The following is a 16,010-nucleotide window of genomic DNA, read 5'->3' as shown; positions in this document are numbered from 1 at the left end:
ACGTTACCCCTGCGCAGCAAGGGGGAGAACGGGCGCGAATGATCCGGAGCTTCGCGAACGGAGCATGGCTCCGCCAGTTCGTGTCCGACCTGCGGGCGCAGTTCTGGCTGCGCCCGGCGATCATGACGCTGTCAGGCGCACTCCTCTCCGCTGCCCTGGTGGCGCTCGATGGCCGGATCGAACTGCCGCGCTGGGCCGCCGCCTGGCTCTATGCCGGTGGCGTCGCGGGGGCACGGGACGTACTCGGCACGGTGGCCGGCGCCACGATCGGCGTCGCCGGCACGACCTTCTCCATCACCGTCGCGGCGCTCAGCCTGGCGAGCAGCCAGATGGGGCCGAGGCTGCTGCAGAACTTCACCCGCGATGCCGGCAACCAGTACGCGCTCGGCACCTTCGTCGCCACCTTCGCCTTCGCGCTGGTCGCGCTGCGTTCGGTGCGGGAGGCGGAGGAGGGCGCCTTCGTGCCGCAGCTTGCCGTCTCCGGCGCGCTGCTGCTGGCCTTCGCCTGCGTCGGGGTTCTGGTCTGGTTTCTGCACCACGTCGCCAATTCCATCAATGTGGATCGCGTGGTGGCCCTGGTGCAGGACGATCTCGTGCATGCTCTGCGTGCGCTGCCGAGGCGGGACGACGACGATGAACCCAGCCCGCCCGCATCGCCCACGCGCCACGACGAGACGGCCCGGCTGCATGTCTCCGGCGGCGGCTACATGCGCGTGCTGAACGAGGATGCGCTGGCGGATTGGGCGGCCGGGCACGATGCCTGCATCCGTCTCTTCGTCCGTCCCGGCGGGTTCATCTTCCCTGGCAGCGCCGTGGCGGAGGTGATGCCGGCGACGCTGCACCACGAAGCAGAGGCCGCGCTGAATGACGCGCTGTCGCTCGGTGCCACGCGCAATGTCGAACAGGACCTGGAATACGCGGTGCGGCAGCTCGTGGAGGTGGGCATGCGCGCGCTCTCGGCCGGCACGCGGGACCCCTTCACGGCGGTGAACGTCCTGGACCAGCTCGGGGCAGCGCTGTGCGAGACCGCCGCGCGCCGGCTGCCGGACGGCCGTATTTGGCGAGATGGCGTGCTTCGGCTGCAGCGGCCCGTCACGGACTACGCGGGCCTCGCTGATGCGATGTTCCACATGCTTCGCCAGGCCGGCGAATCCGAGCCCGCTGTGAGCATCCGGCTGCTGGAAGTGATCGGCGCCGTCGCAGCGGTTGAGAAGGATCCGGCGCGGCTGGCGGTGCTGCGCCGACATCTGGACCTGGCGCGGGACGCCGCCCTGCGCGGCAGCCAGGACCAGACCGTACGCGCCGCCGCGGCGGAGCGGCATGCCGAAGGGCATGCCACCCTCGCCGCCAGTCTCGCGCGCGCCGCCTGACCCGCGGAGGCCAGGCGGCGCACCGGATCAGCGATACATCCGCGCGCCGTCGCCCCAGCCACGATCCCGACCATAGGCGGCGACATTGTTGCGGTCGTAGCGCGGCAGCGCCTCCAGCTCCTCCCGTGTCATCGTCATCGTGACGCGGTCGTTGCCGGCTTCGCCGAGGCGCAGCCGCTCGATCGGAACCAGCGCCTCCTTCTCGCCGATGCCGAGGAAGCCGCCCCACTCGATCACCGCGGCCCGCACACGGCCCTCGCGGTCGAGCAGCAGGTTGCGCACCTCGCCCGATTCCCGGCCGTTGCTGCTGTAGACATTGGTGCCGATCAGGCGCTGCACGCTCTGCAGCGGCACGCCCGCGGCCGGCGAAGCGGCAGCCTGCTGCGCCTGCGAGCCGGCCGACTGCGCCGGTGCCGGCGTGGTGGCCGCGCCGGTGCGCTGGTCGGCCTGCGGCTGCGCCCGCTGCTCGCGCTGCTGCGTTGCCTGGGCCTGGCTCTGCTGGCGGGTCTCAACCTGCGCCTGCCCCTCGGGCTGCACGGTGACCTGCGGCTCGCCCTGGCGCTGCACCGTCACCTGGGCCTCGCCCTGACGCTGCACGGTCACCTGCGGTTCGCCCTGGCGCTGCACTGTCACCTGAGGCTCGGCCTGCTGCACCCTCACCTCGGGCTGCGCCTGGCGGACGGTGACCTCGGGCCGCGGCTGCTGCACCGTCACCTGCGGCTGCGGCTGCTGCACGGTCACCTGCGGCGCGGGCTGCTGCACCGTCACCTGCGGCTGCGGCTGCTGGACCGTGACCTGCGGCGCCGGCTGCTGCACCGCGATCTGCGCGCCGCGGCCGGCCTGACCCTGTGCCTGCTGACCCTGCGTCTGCTGACCCTGCGTCTGCTGACCCTGCGTCTGCTGACCCTGGGCTGGCTGGCCCTGCGCCTGCTGACCCTGCGCCTGCTGGCTCGTGCGCTGCCCCAACTGGCCCGCATCCGCCGTGTTGCCCATGCGCCGGGCCAGCGCGGCCAGCGCATCGGCCGCCTCGCCGAGCTGGTTGGCCGCCTGCCGCGCATCGGGCTGCTGCCCCTGCAGGGCCTGGTTCGCCTCGGTCAGCTGCTCGCGCGCCGTACGGAATTCCTCACCCTGCTGCACGTCGTTCGGCACGCGGCCGATCACGGTCATGCCTGCAGTCACCGCCGTGCGCGCCTGCGGAATGTTCGCATTCTGGCCGCTTGAGAGCTGCTGCTGCGCCACGCGCAACGACTGCTCCGCCGTCCGCATCTGCCCCATGACGGCAGGCTGGTTGCTCCCGGCCTGCTGGCTCGGCGCCTGGCCGGCCTGTCCCTGGACTCCCTGCGCCGGCTGCGCGGACTGCGCGCGTTGCGGCGGCTGCGGCTGAGCGAGGGCAGGCGCGCCCAGCAAGAGCGCCAGCGCCGCAACGCCACTCGCCAGCCCGTGCCGCGACGTGCTGCGCAGCGTGGTTCGTTCCGTCTTCGTCATTCCCTGTCTCCTTCGTTCGGGCGTGCGTCGCATGCACCTCGGCCGGCCGGCGATCCAGCGGGCGGAGATGGCGACGCACTCGACGACGGGACTTGGAGGCGCAGGCAGCGCGGGGGGACTCCGTGCTGCTACCTACGCAACGGAGGGAAACCGATACGCATCGGCGCGTTCGATGCGCGTGGCAGGGGCGCGCATCGTCGCTGACGCGCAGGCCTGGGATGAACCCGCGGCCGGCACAGGTGTTGCCTCATTGCCGCCATGATCGGCGCCACCGCAAATCGCGCAAGGGAGGCCATGATGTCGTCGGCCGATGTCCGCATCACGCATGTTGTCGACGACGAGACATCCGTTCCGAGGCCTCTCGCGACCATGCTCGAAGCGGCGGGCTTCGGCGTTGAGACGTTCCCCAGCGCAGCGGCCTTCCTGCGCGCCGCGCAGGAAGGCCTGCCTTTCGGCTGCGTCCTCCTCAACCTGCGCATGGCCGGGGTGGATGGCCCCGCGGTGCAGCATGCGCTGGCCGAACAGCGCATGGCGCATCCGGTGATCGTGATCGCCGCGCACGGCGATGTGGGCATGGCCGTGCGCGCGATGAAGGCGGGCGCCTGCGACGTGATCGAGAAGCCGTTCTGCCCGGACGACGTGCTGCGCGCCGTGGCGGATGCCCTCCGCCGCGCAGACCAAGCGCTGGAGGAGGTCCGGCGTGTTGCGGAAGCGGAGGCCCGCGTCGCCACGCTGTCGGCACGCGAGACGCAGGTGCTGCAGGGCCTCGTCGCCGGAAGGCAGAACAAGGTGATCGCGCAGGATCTCGGCATCAGCCCCCGCACGGTGGAAATCCATCGCGGCAAGCTGATGACGAAGCTGGGCGCGCGCAGCCTGCCGGAGGCGGTACGCATCGCCCTGGCGGCCGGTGTCGCTGCCGCCGATGCGATCGTCGCGAAGGCGCCGGTGCCTCAGGACGGGCGGTGATGACGGGGCTGCCCTATTGCGGCGCCCCGCCCCTGCCTGGCGGCGTGGCATGGAACATGGACCCGCTGCTGCTCGGTATCCTCGGGCTCGTTGCGCTCGGGCTCGCCGCCGCCTGCCGCGGCGGTGCCGCGCGTGCCGCTGCGGCACTGGGCTGGCTCGTGCTCGCGCTGGCGCTGGTATCGCCGCTCTGCAATCTCGCCGTGGCGCTCTTCGGGGCCCGCGTGCTGCAGCACCTGCTGATCGTCCTGGTCGCGGCGCCGCTGCTCGGCAGGGCGTTGGCGCGAACCGGCTTGGTCGCGCCAGCGCCACTGCCCGCCGCCGCGCTTTTTGCAGCGCTGTTCTGGCTTTGGCACTTGCCGCGCCCCTACGCCGCCAGCTTTCACCCCGACGGCATCGCCTGGTGGTGGATGCATGCGACGCTGGCCGTCTCGGCGACCTGGCTCTGGGCCGCAATCCTCGGCGCCCGCAGCGCGCGGCCAATCGCGTCGGCGCTGGCAGGGCTCGTGACGGGTCTGCAGATGGGCGCCCTCGGTGCATTGCTGACCTTCGCGCCCCGCGCGCTCTACGCGCCGCACGTCCCCGCCGTGACGCTGTCCTGGGGGCTGACCCCGTTGGAGGACCAGCAGCTTGGCGGACTTGTGATGTGGGTGCCGGGGGGCCTGCTCTTCGCCGCCGTGATGGTCGCCGCGCTCGCCGCACTGCCGCGGCCGCGCCCGGACGTGGCTGCCTTGTGATCGTCGCGCGCGTGACCTGCGCCGCCATCGTCCTGCTCGCCACCGCCGGGCAGGCCGTTGCCCAGGGCGATCCCGCGCTCGGGCGGCGGCTGGTCGCCATGCATGGCTGCACCGCCTGCCATGTCGTGCCCGGGCTGCGCGGGCCGCGCAGTCATGTCGGGCCGCCGCTGCGCGGCGTGGGCGCCGGGCGCTACATCGCGGGCATCCTGCCGAACACCCCGCAGAACATGCGGCGCTGGCTGCGCGATCCGCCCGCCATCGCGCCCGGCACGGCCATGCCGCGCCTTGGCTTGGACGAGGCCGAGGCACGCCACATCACCGCCTTCCTCGCGACTCTGAGATGAATCGGCAATCCGTCCTGGCGCCTGCCGGACCCTACGGCACGCAACTCTCTGATCTCGCCTGGCTGCTGTTCGGCGGCGCGGCCATCATATTCGGCGCGGTCGCGCTGTTCGTGCTGCTCGCGATGATGGCAGGGCCGCGTACGCGCGCCACACTCGGATCTCACCGCTTCATCCTGGCGGCGGGGGTCGGGTTTCCCGTGGTGGTGCTCAGCGCCCTGCTGGTGCATGCGCTGCTGGTCGGGCGCACGGTGAGCCTGCCGCTGCCCGGCGGCCCGCCGCCGCTGCGCATCGAGATGATCGGCCACCAGTTCTGGTGGGAGCTGCGCTATCCGGCGACGGAGACCGGTGCCGCCTTCGTCACCGCCAACGAGATCCGCATCCCCACGGGGCGCGACGTGGTGCTGGAGGTGTCGTCCGCCGACGTGATCCACTCCGTCTGGATCCCGGCGCTGCACGGCAAGATCGACATGATCCCCGGCCGCGTGAACCGGCGCGTGATCCGCGCCGACCGAACCGGCATCATGCGCGGGCAGTGCACCGAGTATTGCGGCGTGCAGCACGCGTTGATGGCCTTCTTCGTCGTCGCGGAGACGCCGGAGCAATACGAGGCATGGCTGCAACGCCAACGCAGCCCGGCCGTGGAGCCGGACGACCCGTTCCTCGCCATGGGCCGGCGGGCCTTCGGCGAGGTCGGTTGCGGTGCGTGCCACACCGTGCGCGGTACGGAATGGGCGGGGCGATTGGGGCCGGAGCTGACGCATGTCGGCAGCCGCCTCTCGCTCGCCGCAGGATTGCTCGACAACCATCGCGGCACGATGGCGGGCTGGATCGCCGGCGCGCAGGACCTCAAGCCGGGGAATGCCATGCCGTCCTTCGCCGCCGTCCTCGAGGGGCCGCAGCTTCGCGCCGTCGCTGCCTGGCTGGAGAGCCTGAAGTGACGCCGCCGGGCCGCCCGCTCGATCCGCTTTCCGCGGAGGCGCCGCTGCCGAACGACCTGCCGCGGCCGGCGGGCGAGCTGGAGGAGCTGGAGCGGGTCTGGCGTCGCCCGCGTGGGTGGCGCTTCGTCACCGTGGTCAACAACAACTGGATCGGCACGCTCTATCTCGGCACCGCCGGGCTGTTCTGCGTCTTCGCGATCATCCTCTCGCTGCTGATGCGCACGCAGCTTGCCGTGCCCGGCAACGACTTCCTGGACGCCAACCGGTACAACCAGTTCTTCACCGTGCATGGCACGGCGATGATGTTCCTGTTTGCCGTGCCGGCGGTGGAAGCGCTCGGCGTCTATCTGCTGCCGGCGATGCTCGCCGCGCGCGACCTGCCCTTCCCGCGCCTCTCCGCCTTCGCCTTCTGGGCCTACGCGATCGGCGGCACGGCGTTCTTCTGCTCGCTGTTCTTCGATCTCGCACCCGATGGCGGCTGGTTCATGTATCCCCCGCTGACCAGCAAGGCCTACTCGCCCGGCATCAACCAGGATTTCTGGCTGCTCGGCATAGGCTTCATCGAGATCTCCGCGATCGCCGGCGCCATCGAGATCATCGTGGGCATCCTGCGCAATCGCGCGCCGGGCATGAGCCTGGGTCGGATGCCTCTCTTTGCCTGGGCGATGCTGGTCTTCGCGGTGATGATCGTCTTCGCCTTCCCGGCCGTGATCTGGGCGACGGTGCTTCTGGAACTGGAGCGTGCCTTCGACTGGCCCTTCTTCCTGGCCGACCGCGGCGGCGATCCGCTGCTGTGGCAGCACCTGTTCTGGTTCTTCGGCCACCCCGAGGTCTACATCATCTTCCTGCCCGCCGCGGGCGCGGTTTCCATGATCATCCCGGCCATGGTGCAGGCGCGCATGGTGGGCTACGGGCTGGTGGCGATGGCGCTGGTGGGCACCGGCTTCCTGAGCTTCGGGCTGTGGGTGCACCACATGTTCGCCACCGGCATTCCCTCGCTTTCGCTGGGCTTCTTCTCCGCGGCGTCCTTCGCGGTGTCGGTGCCGACCGGCATCCAGGTCTTCGCCTGGATCGCCACCATCGCCACCGGACGACCCAGCCTGAAAGTGCCGATGCTGTTCGTCTTCGGCTTCCTCTTCATCTTCGTGCTCGGCGGGCTCACCGGCGTGATGGTGGCGGTCGTGCCCTTCGACTGGCAGGCGCACGACACCTACTTCATCGTGGCGCATCTGCATTACGTGCTGATCGGCGGCATGGTCTTCCCGCTGATCGCCGGCATCTACTACTGGGCAGCGTCCGCAAGCGGCCGGCGCATGTCGGAGAAGCTCGGCACCTGGGTGTTCTGGCTGCTCTTCATCGGCGTGAACCTGACCTTCTTCCCGATGCATGTCAGCGGCCTGATGGGCATGCCGCGACGTGTCTGGACCTATCCGGAAGGCATGGGTCTGGATCCGTGGAACATGGCCTCCACCATCGGCGCGGGGATCGCCGCCCTGGGCGTTGTCCTGCTGATCGTGGACCTCGTGCTGCACTTCCGCATCTCCAACGATGCGGAGGGCAACCCGTACAAGGGCGGCACGCTGGAATGGCTTCCGCAGGGCAACTACGCCGCGCGCAGCATACCGCGCATCCACAGCCGCGAGCCGCTGTGGGACAACCCCAACCTCTCGGAAGAGGTGGAGCAGGGGCGGCATTTTCTTCCAGGCACCGTGACCGGCCTGCGCGAGACCATCGTGACGAGCCCGGTGGAAGCGCGGCCGCAATACGTCGCCATCATCCCTGGCCCGGGCTGGGGCCACGTGATCGCCGCCATCGGCACGGCCGGCTTCTTCCTGTCGCTGACGGTGCAGCTGGTGTGGCTGGCTGCGGTGTTCGGCGTCGTCGCGCTGGCGGCCGTGATCTGGTGGCTTTGGACGGGCACGGATCTGGGCCCGGTCATCGATAAGGCGGAGATCGGCGGCGGCCTGCGCCTGCCGGTGTACATCACCGGCAGCGACAGCGTCGGCTGGTGGGCGATGGTGGTGCTGATCCTGGTGGACGCCACCACCTTCGGCTGCCTGATCTTCACCCACGCCTTCCTCTGGCTGTCGCAAGCGCAGCCAGGCTGGCCGCCGGATGGCACCGTGCTGCCGGACCTGCTGCAGCCCGCCGCCGCCGCCGTGCTGGTCGCCGGTGGTGCCGTCGCGGTGTGGCTGTCCGACCTGGCCTTGCGGCGCACACGGCCGCGCGTGATGGCGGTGCTGTTGCTGGGCGCGCTGGTGCTCTTCGTCTCGGGCGTCGCGCTCGACCTGGGGGCGTGGTGGGATTCGGGGCTGCGGCCGACTGCGCATGCCTTCGCCGCGTCGGTCTTTGCCAACCAGTTCTGGCAGGGCTTCCACGCCGCCCTGCTGGCGCTGATGGCGCTCTACACCGCGGCCCGCGCCTTTGCCGGGCTGATCGACCCGGTGCGCCGCGTCACCTTCGACAATGTCCGCATCTTCTGGTTCTACGCCACGGCGCAGGCCCTCGCCGGGCTGGCGCTGACCCATCTCTTTCCACGGCTTGCGGGAACGGGCTGATGCGCGGCCGCGGCCTGTTTCCGCTGATCGGTGCGATCGGCGCGCTCATCATCTGGGCGATCCACTTTCTCGCGATCTACTGCGCGCAGGCCACGGCCTGCATGCGTGCCGCGCCGGACGCCACATTGCTCGGCCATGATCTGGTACCGGCCCTGGTGCTCGGGCTGACCGCGTTCGCATTGCTCGCCGTGGCGGCTGTCGGCATCGCAGCCTGGCGCCGGCTGGCCGACGGCATGACGGCCCGGGCAGGCGAGCACGAGCCGCACTTCCTCACCTGGCTCACCGTCGCGGTGGCCCTGCTGTCTTCGCTCGCCATCCTCTGGGAAGCGGTGCCGGTGCTGATCCTGCCGCCCTGCGGCTGACGGGGCGCGATGCTGAACTTCGAATCCTGGCCACTCTGGCTGCTTGCCGCCGTTTTCGCAGGCGCTGCCGCGGTGGTGTGGGTCGCCGGGTCGCGGCTCGCCGGATATGTGGACCAGATCAGCGATCGCACCGGCATGGGCAAGGGTTTCGCGGGGCTCGTGCTGCTCGGCGGCATCACCTCCCTGCCGGAGGTCGCGGTCTCCGTCACCTCCTCCTTCACCGGCGAGGAGGTGCTTGCGGTCAACAATCTGCTTGGCAGCGTGGCGGCGCAGGTGGCGCTGCTGGCAATGGCGGACGCCGCGATCGGACGGGAGGCACTGACCTCCGTCGTCGTGCAGCCCGTCGTGCTGCTGCAGGCCGCGCTCAACATCATCCTGCTGGCGCTCGTCGCCGCCGCGATCACGACAGGCGATGTCGCCATCGGTCCCTTCGGCCTCTGGAGCCTGGTGCTGCTGCTGGGCTATCTCGCCTCGATCTGGGCGCTGTCCGGCTACGAAGGGCGAATCACCTGGATGGTGCCGCCGGAGCAGGACAGCGAGCAGGCCGCGACGCCTGCGGCACCCTCCGGGCACGACAACGAGGACGAGCGCAGCACGCGCGCGCTGGTGCTGCGCACCACCGCCGCAGCAGCCGCGATCCTGGTTGCCGGCTACCTGCTGAGCCAGGCCGGATCCGCCGCCGCTGCCAGGACGGGTCTCGGCTCCGCCTTTTTCGGCGCCACCTTCGTCGCCGTCGCGACATCGCTGCCGGAGATCAGCACGATGCTCGGGGCGGTGCGGCTGAAGCGCTATGAGATGGCGCTCGGCGACATCTTCGGCACCAACCTGTTCAACGCCGCGCTGATCTTCGTCACCGATGCGCTGTCCAGCGGCGCGCCGGTGCTCGGCCGCGTCGGCGCCTTCTCGGCCTTCGGCGCTCTGCTCGGCGCGGTGCTGACCGCCCTGTTCATGGCCGGCCTCGTTGAACGGCGCGACCGCACCGTGCTGCGCATGGGCTGGGACAGCCTGGCGGCCCTGATCTGCTACGCCGGCGGCATTGCGGTGCTGTACCTCCTGCGCAACCAGACCGGCGGCTGAGCGGGGCCGTCACGCTTCTATCGTGCCGGCCCGCCTGGTGGCGGCGGGAACGTCTTCACCGATCCGCAGGCGTTCCGTCATCGCTCTGTCATCCGAGGACCATATCCCACGCCCGCCGCGCCCATGTCGCTGCCCACGCTGCCGCGCATCGCGGCGGGCGGGCAGCCATGCGCGGCGGATCGCCGCCAGGGAGAATCCGCCGATGTCGCTCTCGACCACGCCGACCAACGCGCTTTCCATCCAACATCTGGGCTCGCTGGGACTGGCAGGAGCGGAGATCTCGGCCTTCGACCCGGCCAGCGACCGGCTTTTCGTCACGTCGAATGGCGGGCTGCAGGTGGTCGATCTCGCCAACCCCGCAGCGCCGTCGCTCATCGCGACGATCGACCTGACCGCCGCCCCGTTCAATCTCGCGTCGACGGACGTGACGAGCGTGGCGGCGAAGGGCGGCGTCGTCGCCGCCGCGGTACTCGCGGCGGACAAGGCCGATCCGGGCAAGGTCGTCCTGATCGAGGCGGCGACCGGCAACCTGCTTGGGATGGTGGATGTCGGCGTGCATCCGGACATGGTGACCTTCACGCCGGACGGCATGAAGATCCTGGTCGCGAACGAAGGCGAATACCTCAACGATGGCACGCCCGGCGGCAAGGGCTCGATCTCGATCATCGATCTCTCCGGCGGCCCTGGCGCCGCCACGGTTCAGACCGCGGGCTTCACAGCCTTCGACGGCCAGGAGGATGCGCTCCGCACCGCAGGTGTTCGCATCTTCGCCGGCGTCTCGGTCTCCGACGACGTGGAGCCGGAATACATCGCCATCTCCGCCGACGGCAGCAAGGCCATGGTGACGCTGCAGGAGGCGAATGCGGTCGCCCTGCTCGACATCACGACGGCGACCATCACGGACATCGTCCCGCTCGGCTTCAAGGATTTCTCGACGCAGCTCGCCGATTTCAGCGATCGCGACGGCGCAGGCAACAGCAACCTCGTCAAGCTCGTCACCGGCATGCCGGTGTCCGGCATGTACATGCCCGATGCCATCGACAGCTACGAATCGGGCGGCAGCACCTACTTCGTGATCGCCAACGAGGGCGACGACCGCGACGACTTCATCACGCCGGACGAGACCGTGCGCGCGGGTAGCCTCGACCTTGACGACGCCGCCTTCCCGAACGAGGCGACGCTGAAGCAGAACGCCAATCTCGGTCGCCTGACGGTAACCAATGCCGGCGTGAGCGGCGACACCGACGGAGACGGCGACATCGACCGTATCCAGATGCTCGGCGCGCGATCCTTCTCGATCCTCGACGCGACCGGCGCGATCGTCTTCGACAGCGGCGACATCCTGGAGCGCATCGCGGCGGAGATGGTGGAGGACGGCCTGCTTGGCCTCGCCGACTTCGACGGCCGCTCCGACAACAAGGGGCCGGAGCCGGAGAGCATCGAGATCGCCACCATCGGCGGCAGGACCTACGCCTTCGTCGGCCTGGAGCGGGCCAACGCCAACCTCGTCTTCGACATCACCGACGTGACCGACGTGACCTACACCGCGATGGTGCGCCGGTCCGGCGACGTCAGCCCGGAGGGCGGGATCTTCATCGCCGCCGGCGACAGCCCGACCGGCAAGGCGCTGTTCGTCGTCAGCAACGAGGTGAGCAGCACCGTCTCGGTCTACGCGATCGAGGAAACCTTCACGCTGCAGCTTCTGCACTTCTCCGACGGCGAGGCGGGCCTGCTGGCCAGCGAGACGGCGCCCTACCTGGCGGCCCTGGTGGATGCCTTCGAGGAGGACTATGCCAACACCCTGATCCTGGCGGGCGGCGACAACTACATCCCCGGCCCCTTCTTCGCCGCCGGCACCGATCCTTCCGTCGCCGCCACGCACAACAAGGGCGACAATCCCGGCGCCGCCGACATCGAGATCCACAACCGGATCGGCGTCGAGGCATCCACGATCGGCAACCACGAGTTCGACTTCGGCACGCGCGTGTTCAGCGACGCCATCAACGACGCGCAGTTCCCCTATCTCTCGGCCAACCTGTCCTTCGCCGGCGACAGCGACATCGCCGCGCGCTACCTGGAGACGGTGGGCGTCGGCGGACTTGAGGATGCGGCGACGCTCGCGCGCAGGATCGTGCCCTCCGCGGTCGTCGACAAGGGCGGCGAGAGGATCGGCCTGGTCGGCGCCACCACGCAGATCCTGGAGACCATCTCCTCCACCGGCGGCGTGGAGGTGAAGGGCTTCGCGGGCGACGGCAGCGAGGCCAACGACATGGTGCTGCTCGCCGCGCAGCTGCAGGTCGTGATCGACGACCTGCGCGACCAGGGCGTCAACAAGATCATCCTGATGGCGCATCTGCAGCAGATCGCCTTCGAGATCGAACTGGCGCCGCTGCTGGAAGGCGTGGACATCATCCTGGCCGCCGGCTCCAACACGCGGCTCGGCGACGCCGACGACGTGCCCGCGGCCTTCCCAGGCCACGCCGCGGATTTCGCCGACACCTACCCCATCCTGGCCACGGCCGCCGATGGCGGCACCACGCTGATCGTCAATACGGACAACGAATACACCTATCTCGGCCGCCTTGTGGTGCAGTTCGACGCGGACGGGAACATCATCACCGACAGCCTCGATCCGGCGGTCAGCGGCGCCTATGCGTCGACCGCCGCCAATGTCGCCGCGGCCTGGGGTGTCGACGAGGCCGACCTCGCCACCACCGCCTTCGCGGACGGCACCAAGGGCGCCGCGGTCGCCGACATCACCGAGGCGGTGCAGGCCGTGATCCTGGCGAAGGACGGCGAGACCTGGGGCTACACCGACGTCTACCTGGAAGGCGAGCGCAACCTGGTGCGCAATCAGGAGACCAACCTCGGCAACCTCAGCGCCGACGCCAACCTGCTGGCCGCGCAGGAGGCGCTGGAGGACGGCGCCTTCGTCGTCTCGCTCAAGAACGGCGGCGGGATCCGCACTTCGATCGGCGCGGTGGAGGTCGCCAGCGGCGACAAGCTGCCGCCGATCGCGAACCCGGATGCCGGCAAGCAAGACGGCGAGGTCTCGACCCTCGACATCGAGAACTCGCTGCGCTTCGACAACAAGCTGATCACCTTCGAGACGACGCCGGCCGGACTGCGCGCGATCCTGGAGCACGGCTTCGCCGCGCTCGGCAACCAGGGCCGCTTCCCGCAGATCGGCGGCGTGAGCGCCGCCTATGATCCGGCGGCGATCCCGGGCGAGCGCATCTCCGACCTGTCGCTGATCGACGCCGACGGCAACATCATGGCGCGCCTCGTGCAGAACGGCCTGCTGAACGCGGCCGCACCGACCAAGATCAGCGTGGTGACGCTGAACTTCCTGGCCAATGGCGGCGACGGCTACCCGGTGAAGGCGAATGGCGAGAGCTTCCGCTACCTGCTGAACGACGGCACGCTCGGGCCGGTGCTGGACGAGACGCTCGACCTCGTCGCCCAGACGCCGGCAAACGCGCTCGGCGAGCAGCAGTCGCTCAAGGAGTTCCTGCAGGCCCTCCACGCCACGCCGGAGACCGCCTTCGACGAGGCGGACACGCCGGTTGCCGAGGATCGCCGGATCCAGAACCTCGACTACCTCGACGGCAAGACCCTGACGGGCGATGGCGATGCGGACCGGCTTGTCGGCCGCAGCGGCGACGACAGCCTCGTGGGCGAGGGCGGCGACGATGCGCTGCTCGGCGGCTTCGGCGCCGACAGCCTCGACGGCGGCGCGGATGATGACCGCATCATCGCCGGCTACGGCAACGACCGTGCCTGGGGCGGCGAGGGCAAGGACCGCATCCTCGGCGACAATGGCAACGACAGCCTTGACGGCGATGGCGGCGACGACCTGCTGTTCGGCGGCACCGGCAACGACGTGATGAACGGCGGCGCCGACAACGACAGGCTGCTCGCCGGCGACGGCAATGACATGCTGGACGGCGGCCAAGGCAACGACGTGCTCTCCGGCGAGGCCGGCGCGGACACCCTGACCGGTGGCGCCGGCATCGATGTCCTGCTCGGGGGCGCCGGCGCGGACCTCTTCCGCTACCTCGCCTTCGCCGACAGCGCCGCGACGGGGCCCGACAAGATCGCCGACTTCGAGGAGGGCGACCTGATCGACCTCTCTGCCCTCTCAGCCGATCCGCTTGCCTTCGTGACCGGCGCCTTCATCGGTGGCGGCGTCGCCTCTCTGCGGGTTCGACAGAATGCCGTCGACACAATCGTGCAGATCGACGACGGCAGCGGCGGCGCACCGGACATGGTCATCAAGCTGGCCGGCCTGCACGCGCTGACCGCGGCCGACTTCATCCTCTGACGCGAACGGCCCTGCACCTCACGGTGCGGGGCCGCCGATCATTGCTCGGGCTGTCCGATCTGGCATACCTCAGCATTGAACACGCCGGAAACCCGCGGAATTCCGAGACCCGTTCCGGCATACCCCGGCATTGAATCTGGCATACCCCTGCATTGAGGGGGGTGAATTCCGGCATACCCTTGCATTGGCAATCCCCAGGCGGGAAAGGGCTCCGGAGGGCCGCGCGGGTGAGCACCCTCTTTGGAACAAGAAGGGGAAGAACGCCGTCCGGTCTGGTGCGGACCACGACGGCGGCGCCGCGCGCACGCATCCCATCGACGACCAGTCGCGCTTCGGCAAGCCCTATCGAAAGCGAGCGGACGGATCGAGAGACGATTCCGGTGCCTAGCGGCGCAGGATAAAGTCCACGTAGCCGCTATTTGGGGTCGCGCCCCGCGTCATCGTGCGTCCAGCCCCTCACGGCCGGGGCGCAGAGGGCAGGTGGCCGGACTCACTCAGCTGACGCACTATCTCGGCGCGCATGGAGGCGCCGATCGGCAAGTCGGGCATGAACACGAACGCGATCAGCCCCTTCGTGTTCTCGTTGGCATCCCTGCCGACCGCGAGGATCCGATCCGTGTCCAGCGAATCCAAGATCTCCTTGGCCCTCGTGATCCCCCCCTCACTCTCGATATCGACACCCTCCTCGTTGAGGATGTTGTAAATGTGGACTTCCGAGACCGGAGGATGGACGACCATCATGACGCTGTTTTCCGTTCGCTTTGCTGGAGGCGTATTCTCCTCATCCTAACGCCGCCGAACGCATGGCAGAGAGGTATCGGCAGTAGTGAAGCTGGATGTTGCCGTCGCGTCGACGGCGCGCCGATGCGACCTCCCACACCAGCCGCTCGGGGTAGGACGCCGCCACCAGGATGGGCGCCTCGGGCGTCAGGTCGAACCCGTTGAAGATGCCGTCGTCGAGCACCTCCTCGGCCATGTCCCCGGACACGTCGGCGAGGATGTCCGGCTCCGTCAGCAGGTAGTCCGCCCAGCCCTCGGTGAAGAGGACAGGGATATCGAACCCGAACAGCCGGACGCGGTAGGCGCGTGCTGCCCGGCCCAGGAGCCGGACCGCCGCCTCGGCATCGGTGGGCAGTTCCTCGGAATGGCGGTCTGCTGGGGGCATGGGGTCCGTCAGGTTTCGTCCGAGAGGATGAAACCGGGACCGAAAGGGAGGGGCAAGAGATTCTCGACTAAGCGGCGAGGCCAAGTATAGATTTTGCGAACCTCACAGCATTGACGAACCCCAATACGGAGACATCACTCGGCTATGGGGCCGGTGTCCCTGCTGGTGATTTTAGGCGAGCCTATGCAAACTTCGTCGCGGCGACGAATAGGCTCGCCCCTTCATCTATAGTGGGTCGTTACAGTGCAGGGGTATGCCAGATAATGCTGACATATGCCAGATCGGACAACGGGCCTTCGTGTCAGACGTGGAAGCTCTCGCCGCAGCCGCAGCGGCCCTTCTCGTTCGGGTTGGTGAAGGTGAAGCCGGCGGACATCTGCTTCACCTCGTAATCCATCACCGTGCCGATCAGGAACAGCGTGGCCTTGCGGTCCACCAGCACCGTCACACCCTTGTCCGTCACCGTCTCGTCGCCCGGCCCTGCCGCGTCCACCCAGGAAAGGTCATAGGACAGGCCAGAGCAGCCCTTCGTCTTCACGCTGATGCGCAGCAGCCTGCCCTGCTCGCCCTTCTCGTACAGGCTGCGCAGCCGCTCCGCTGCGACATCGGACAGCTGCATCAGCGGCGGCAGCGCACGCTTGGGGCGGACAGGCGGCTCGGCGGTCGTGCTCATCGCATTCGCTCCCG

Annotated in this window: 13 protein-coding genes; 9 read left to right on the top strand and 4 right to left on the bottom strand. The window is 69.3% G+C overall.

The genetic code is table 11. From position 1 onward, the window contains the following. Window positions 1-38 precede the first annotated feature (38 nt). On the top strand, window positions 39-1,370 hold the full coding sequence (locus E4T13_RS18420; protein WP_137179736.1) for a DUF2254 domain-containing protein: 1,332 nt from the start codon (window positions 39-41) through the stop codon (window positions 1,368-1,370). A gap of 27 nt (window positions 1,371-1,397) precedes the next feature. Here the strand turns inward: E4T13_RS18420 and E4T13_RS18415 are convergent, their stop codons facing one another. Beyond that, complete coding sequence (locus E4T13_RS18415) at window positions 1,398-2,855, bottom strand: PRC-barrel domain-containing protein (RefSeq protein ID WP_137179735.1); 1,458 nt, start codon at window positions 2,853-2,855, stop codon at window positions 1,398-1,400. 297 nt (window positions 2,856-3,152) lie between these two features. Here E4T13_RS18415 and E4T13_RS18410 point away from each other — a divergent pair, with 297 nt between their 5' ends. From E4T13_RS18410 to E4T13_RS18375, 8 genes are all read left to right on the top strand, one after another. After that, window positions 3,153-3,821, top strand: coding sequence for a response regulator transcription factor (locus tag E4T13_RS18410; RefSeq protein WP_137179734.1), 669 nt, complete (start codon window positions 3,153-3,155; stop codon window positions 3,819-3,821). Beyond that, window positions 3,821-4,555 (top strand): cytochrome c oxidase assembly protein, encoded by a 735-nt coding sequence (locus tag E4T13_RS18405; protein ID WP_137179733.1) that lies wholly within the window; start codon window positions 3,821-3,823, stop codon window positions 4,553-4,555. The genes E4T13_RS18410 and E4T13_RS18405 overlap by 1 nt, the downstream gene beginning before the upstream one ends. Continuing rightward, window positions 4,552-4,899: a cytochrome c family protein gene (locus tag E4T13_RS18400; protein WP_206030211.1), complete on the top strand. Its 348-nt coding sequence runs from the start codon at window positions 4,552-4,554 to the stop codon at window positions 4,897-4,899. The genes E4T13_RS18405 and E4T13_RS18400 overlap by 4 nt, the downstream gene beginning before the upstream one ends. Then, window positions 4,896-5,837, top strand: a complete 942-nt coding sequence (locus tag E4T13_RS18395) for a cytochrome c oxidase subunit II (protein ID WP_137179732.1) — start codon at window positions 4,896-4,898, stop codon at window positions 5,835-5,837. The genes E4T13_RS18400 and E4T13_RS18395 overlap by 4 nt, the downstream gene beginning before the upstream one ends. After that, a complete protein-coding gene (locus E4T13_RS18390) occupies window positions 5,834-8,395 on the top strand; it encodes a cbb3-type cytochrome c oxidase subunit I (RefSeq protein WP_137179731.1) in 2,562 nt (853 codons plus the stop codon). Before E4T13_RS18395 ends, E4T13_RS18390 begins: the two co-directional genes overlap by 4 nt. Beyond that, window positions 8,395-8,757 carry a hypothetical protein gene (locus E4T13_RS18385; RefSeq protein ID WP_137179730.1) on the top strand — a complete coding sequence of 121 codons (363 nt, stop codon included), beginning with the start codon at window positions 8,395-8,397 and terminating at the stop codon, window positions 8,755-8,757. Before E4T13_RS18390 ends, E4T13_RS18385 begins: the two co-directional genes overlap by 1 nt. A 9-nt stretch (window positions 8,758-8,766) precedes the next feature. After that, the gene (locus E4T13_RS18380; protein WP_137179729.1) at window positions 8,767-9,834 is read left to right on the top strand and encodes a sodium:calcium antiporter; all 1,068 of its coding nucleotides are present in this window, start codon (window positions 8,767-8,769) and stop codon (window positions 9,832-9,834) included. Window positions 9,835-10,036: 202 nt separating this feature from the next. Beyond that, complete coding sequence (locus E4T13_RS18375) at window positions 10,037-14,158, top strand: choice-of-anchor I family protein (protein ID WP_137179728.1); 4,122 nt, start codon at window positions 10,037-10,039, stop codon at window positions 14,156-14,158. 456 nt (window positions 14,159-14,614) lie between these two features. Here E4T13_RS18375 and E4T13_RS18370 read toward each other — a convergent pair whose 3' ends face one another. The 3 genes from E4T13_RS18370 to E4T13_RS18360 all read right to left on the bottom strand — a co-directional run bounded on the left by E4T13_RS18370 (window position 14,615) and on the right by E4T13_RS18360 (window position 15,996). Then, window positions 14,615-14,899, bottom strand: a complete 285-nt coding sequence (locus E4T13_RS18370; RefSeq protein ID WP_137179727.1) for a hypothetical protein — start codon at window positions 14,897-14,899, stop codon at window positions 14,615-14,617. A 40-nt stretch (window positions 14,900-14,939) separates the two neighbouring features. Beyond that, window positions 14,940-15,323 (bottom strand): hypothetical protein, encoded by a 384-nt coding sequence (locus tag E4T13_RS18365; protein WP_137179726.1) that lies wholly within the window; start codon window positions 15,321-15,323, stop codon window positions 14,940-14,942. A gap of 301 nt (window positions 15,324-15,624) precedes the next feature. Beyond that, window positions 15,625-15,996 carry an iron-sulfur cluster assembly accessory protein gene (locus tag E4T13_RS18360; protein WP_137179725.1) on the bottom strand — a complete coding sequence of 124 codons (372 nt, stop codon included), beginning with the start codon at window positions 15,994-15,996 and terminating at the stop codon, window positions 15,625-15,627. Window positions 15,997-16,010 lie beyond the last annotated feature (14 nt).

The sequence above is a fragment of the Roseomonas sp. AR75 genome, from assembly GCF_005222815.1.
Lineage (GTDB): Bacteria > Pseudomonadota > Alphaproteobacteria > Acetobacterales > Acetobacteraceae > Falsiroseomonas.
This window is presented reverse-complemented; position numbering and strand designations above follow the sequence as displayed.

What these genes read in the sequence shown, in the direction of transcription:
- E4T13_RS18410 (WP_137179734.1), top strand. Translation starts at nt 3,153, where the DNA reads ATGTCGTCGGCCGATGTCCGCATCACGCATGTTGTCGACGACGAGACA.
- E4T13_RS18420 (WP_137179736.1), top strand. Translation starts at nt 39, where the DNA reads ATGATCCGGAGCTTCGCGAACGGAGCATGGCTCCGCCAGTTCGTGTCC.
- E4T13_RS18370 (WP_137179727.1), bottom strand. Translation starts at nt 14,899, where the DNA reads ATGATGGTCGTCCATCCTCCGGTCTCGGAAGTCCACATTTACAACATC.
- E4T13_RS18380 (WP_137179729.1), top strand. Translation starts at nt 8,767, where the DNA reads ATGCTGAACTTCGAATCCTGGCCACTCTGGCTGCTTGCCGCCGTTTTC.
- E4T13_RS18385 (WP_137179730.1), top strand. Translation starts at nt 8,395, where the DNA reads ATGCGCGGCCGCGGCCTGTTTCCGCTGATCGGTGCGATCGGCGCGCTC.
- E4T13_RS18375 (WP_137179728.1), top strand. Translation starts at nt 10,037, where the DNA reads ATGTCGCTCTCGACCACGCCGACCAACGCGCTTTCCATCCAACATCTG.
- E4T13_RS18405 (WP_137179733.1), top strand. Translation starts at nt 3,821, where the DNA reads ATGACGGGGCTGCCCTATTGCGGCGCCCCGCCCCTGCCTGGCGGCGTG.
- E4T13_RS18360 (WP_137179725.1), bottom strand. Translation starts at nt 15,996, where the DNA reads ATGAGCACGACCGCCGAGCCGCCTGTCCGCCCCAAGCGTGCGCTGCCG.
- E4T13_RS18415 (WP_137179735.1), bottom strand. Translation starts at nt 2,855, where the DNA reads ATGACGAAGACGGAACGAACCACGCTGCGCAGCACGTCGCGGCACGGG.
- E4T13_RS18395 (WP_137179732.1), top strand. Translation starts at nt 4,896, where the DNA reads ATGAATCGGCAATCCGTCCTGGCGCCTGCCGGACCCTACGGCACGCAA.
- E4T13_RS18365 (WP_137179726.1), bottom strand. Translation starts at nt 15,323, where the DNA reads ATGCCCCCAGCAGACCGCCATTCCGAGGAACTGCCCACCGATGCCGAG.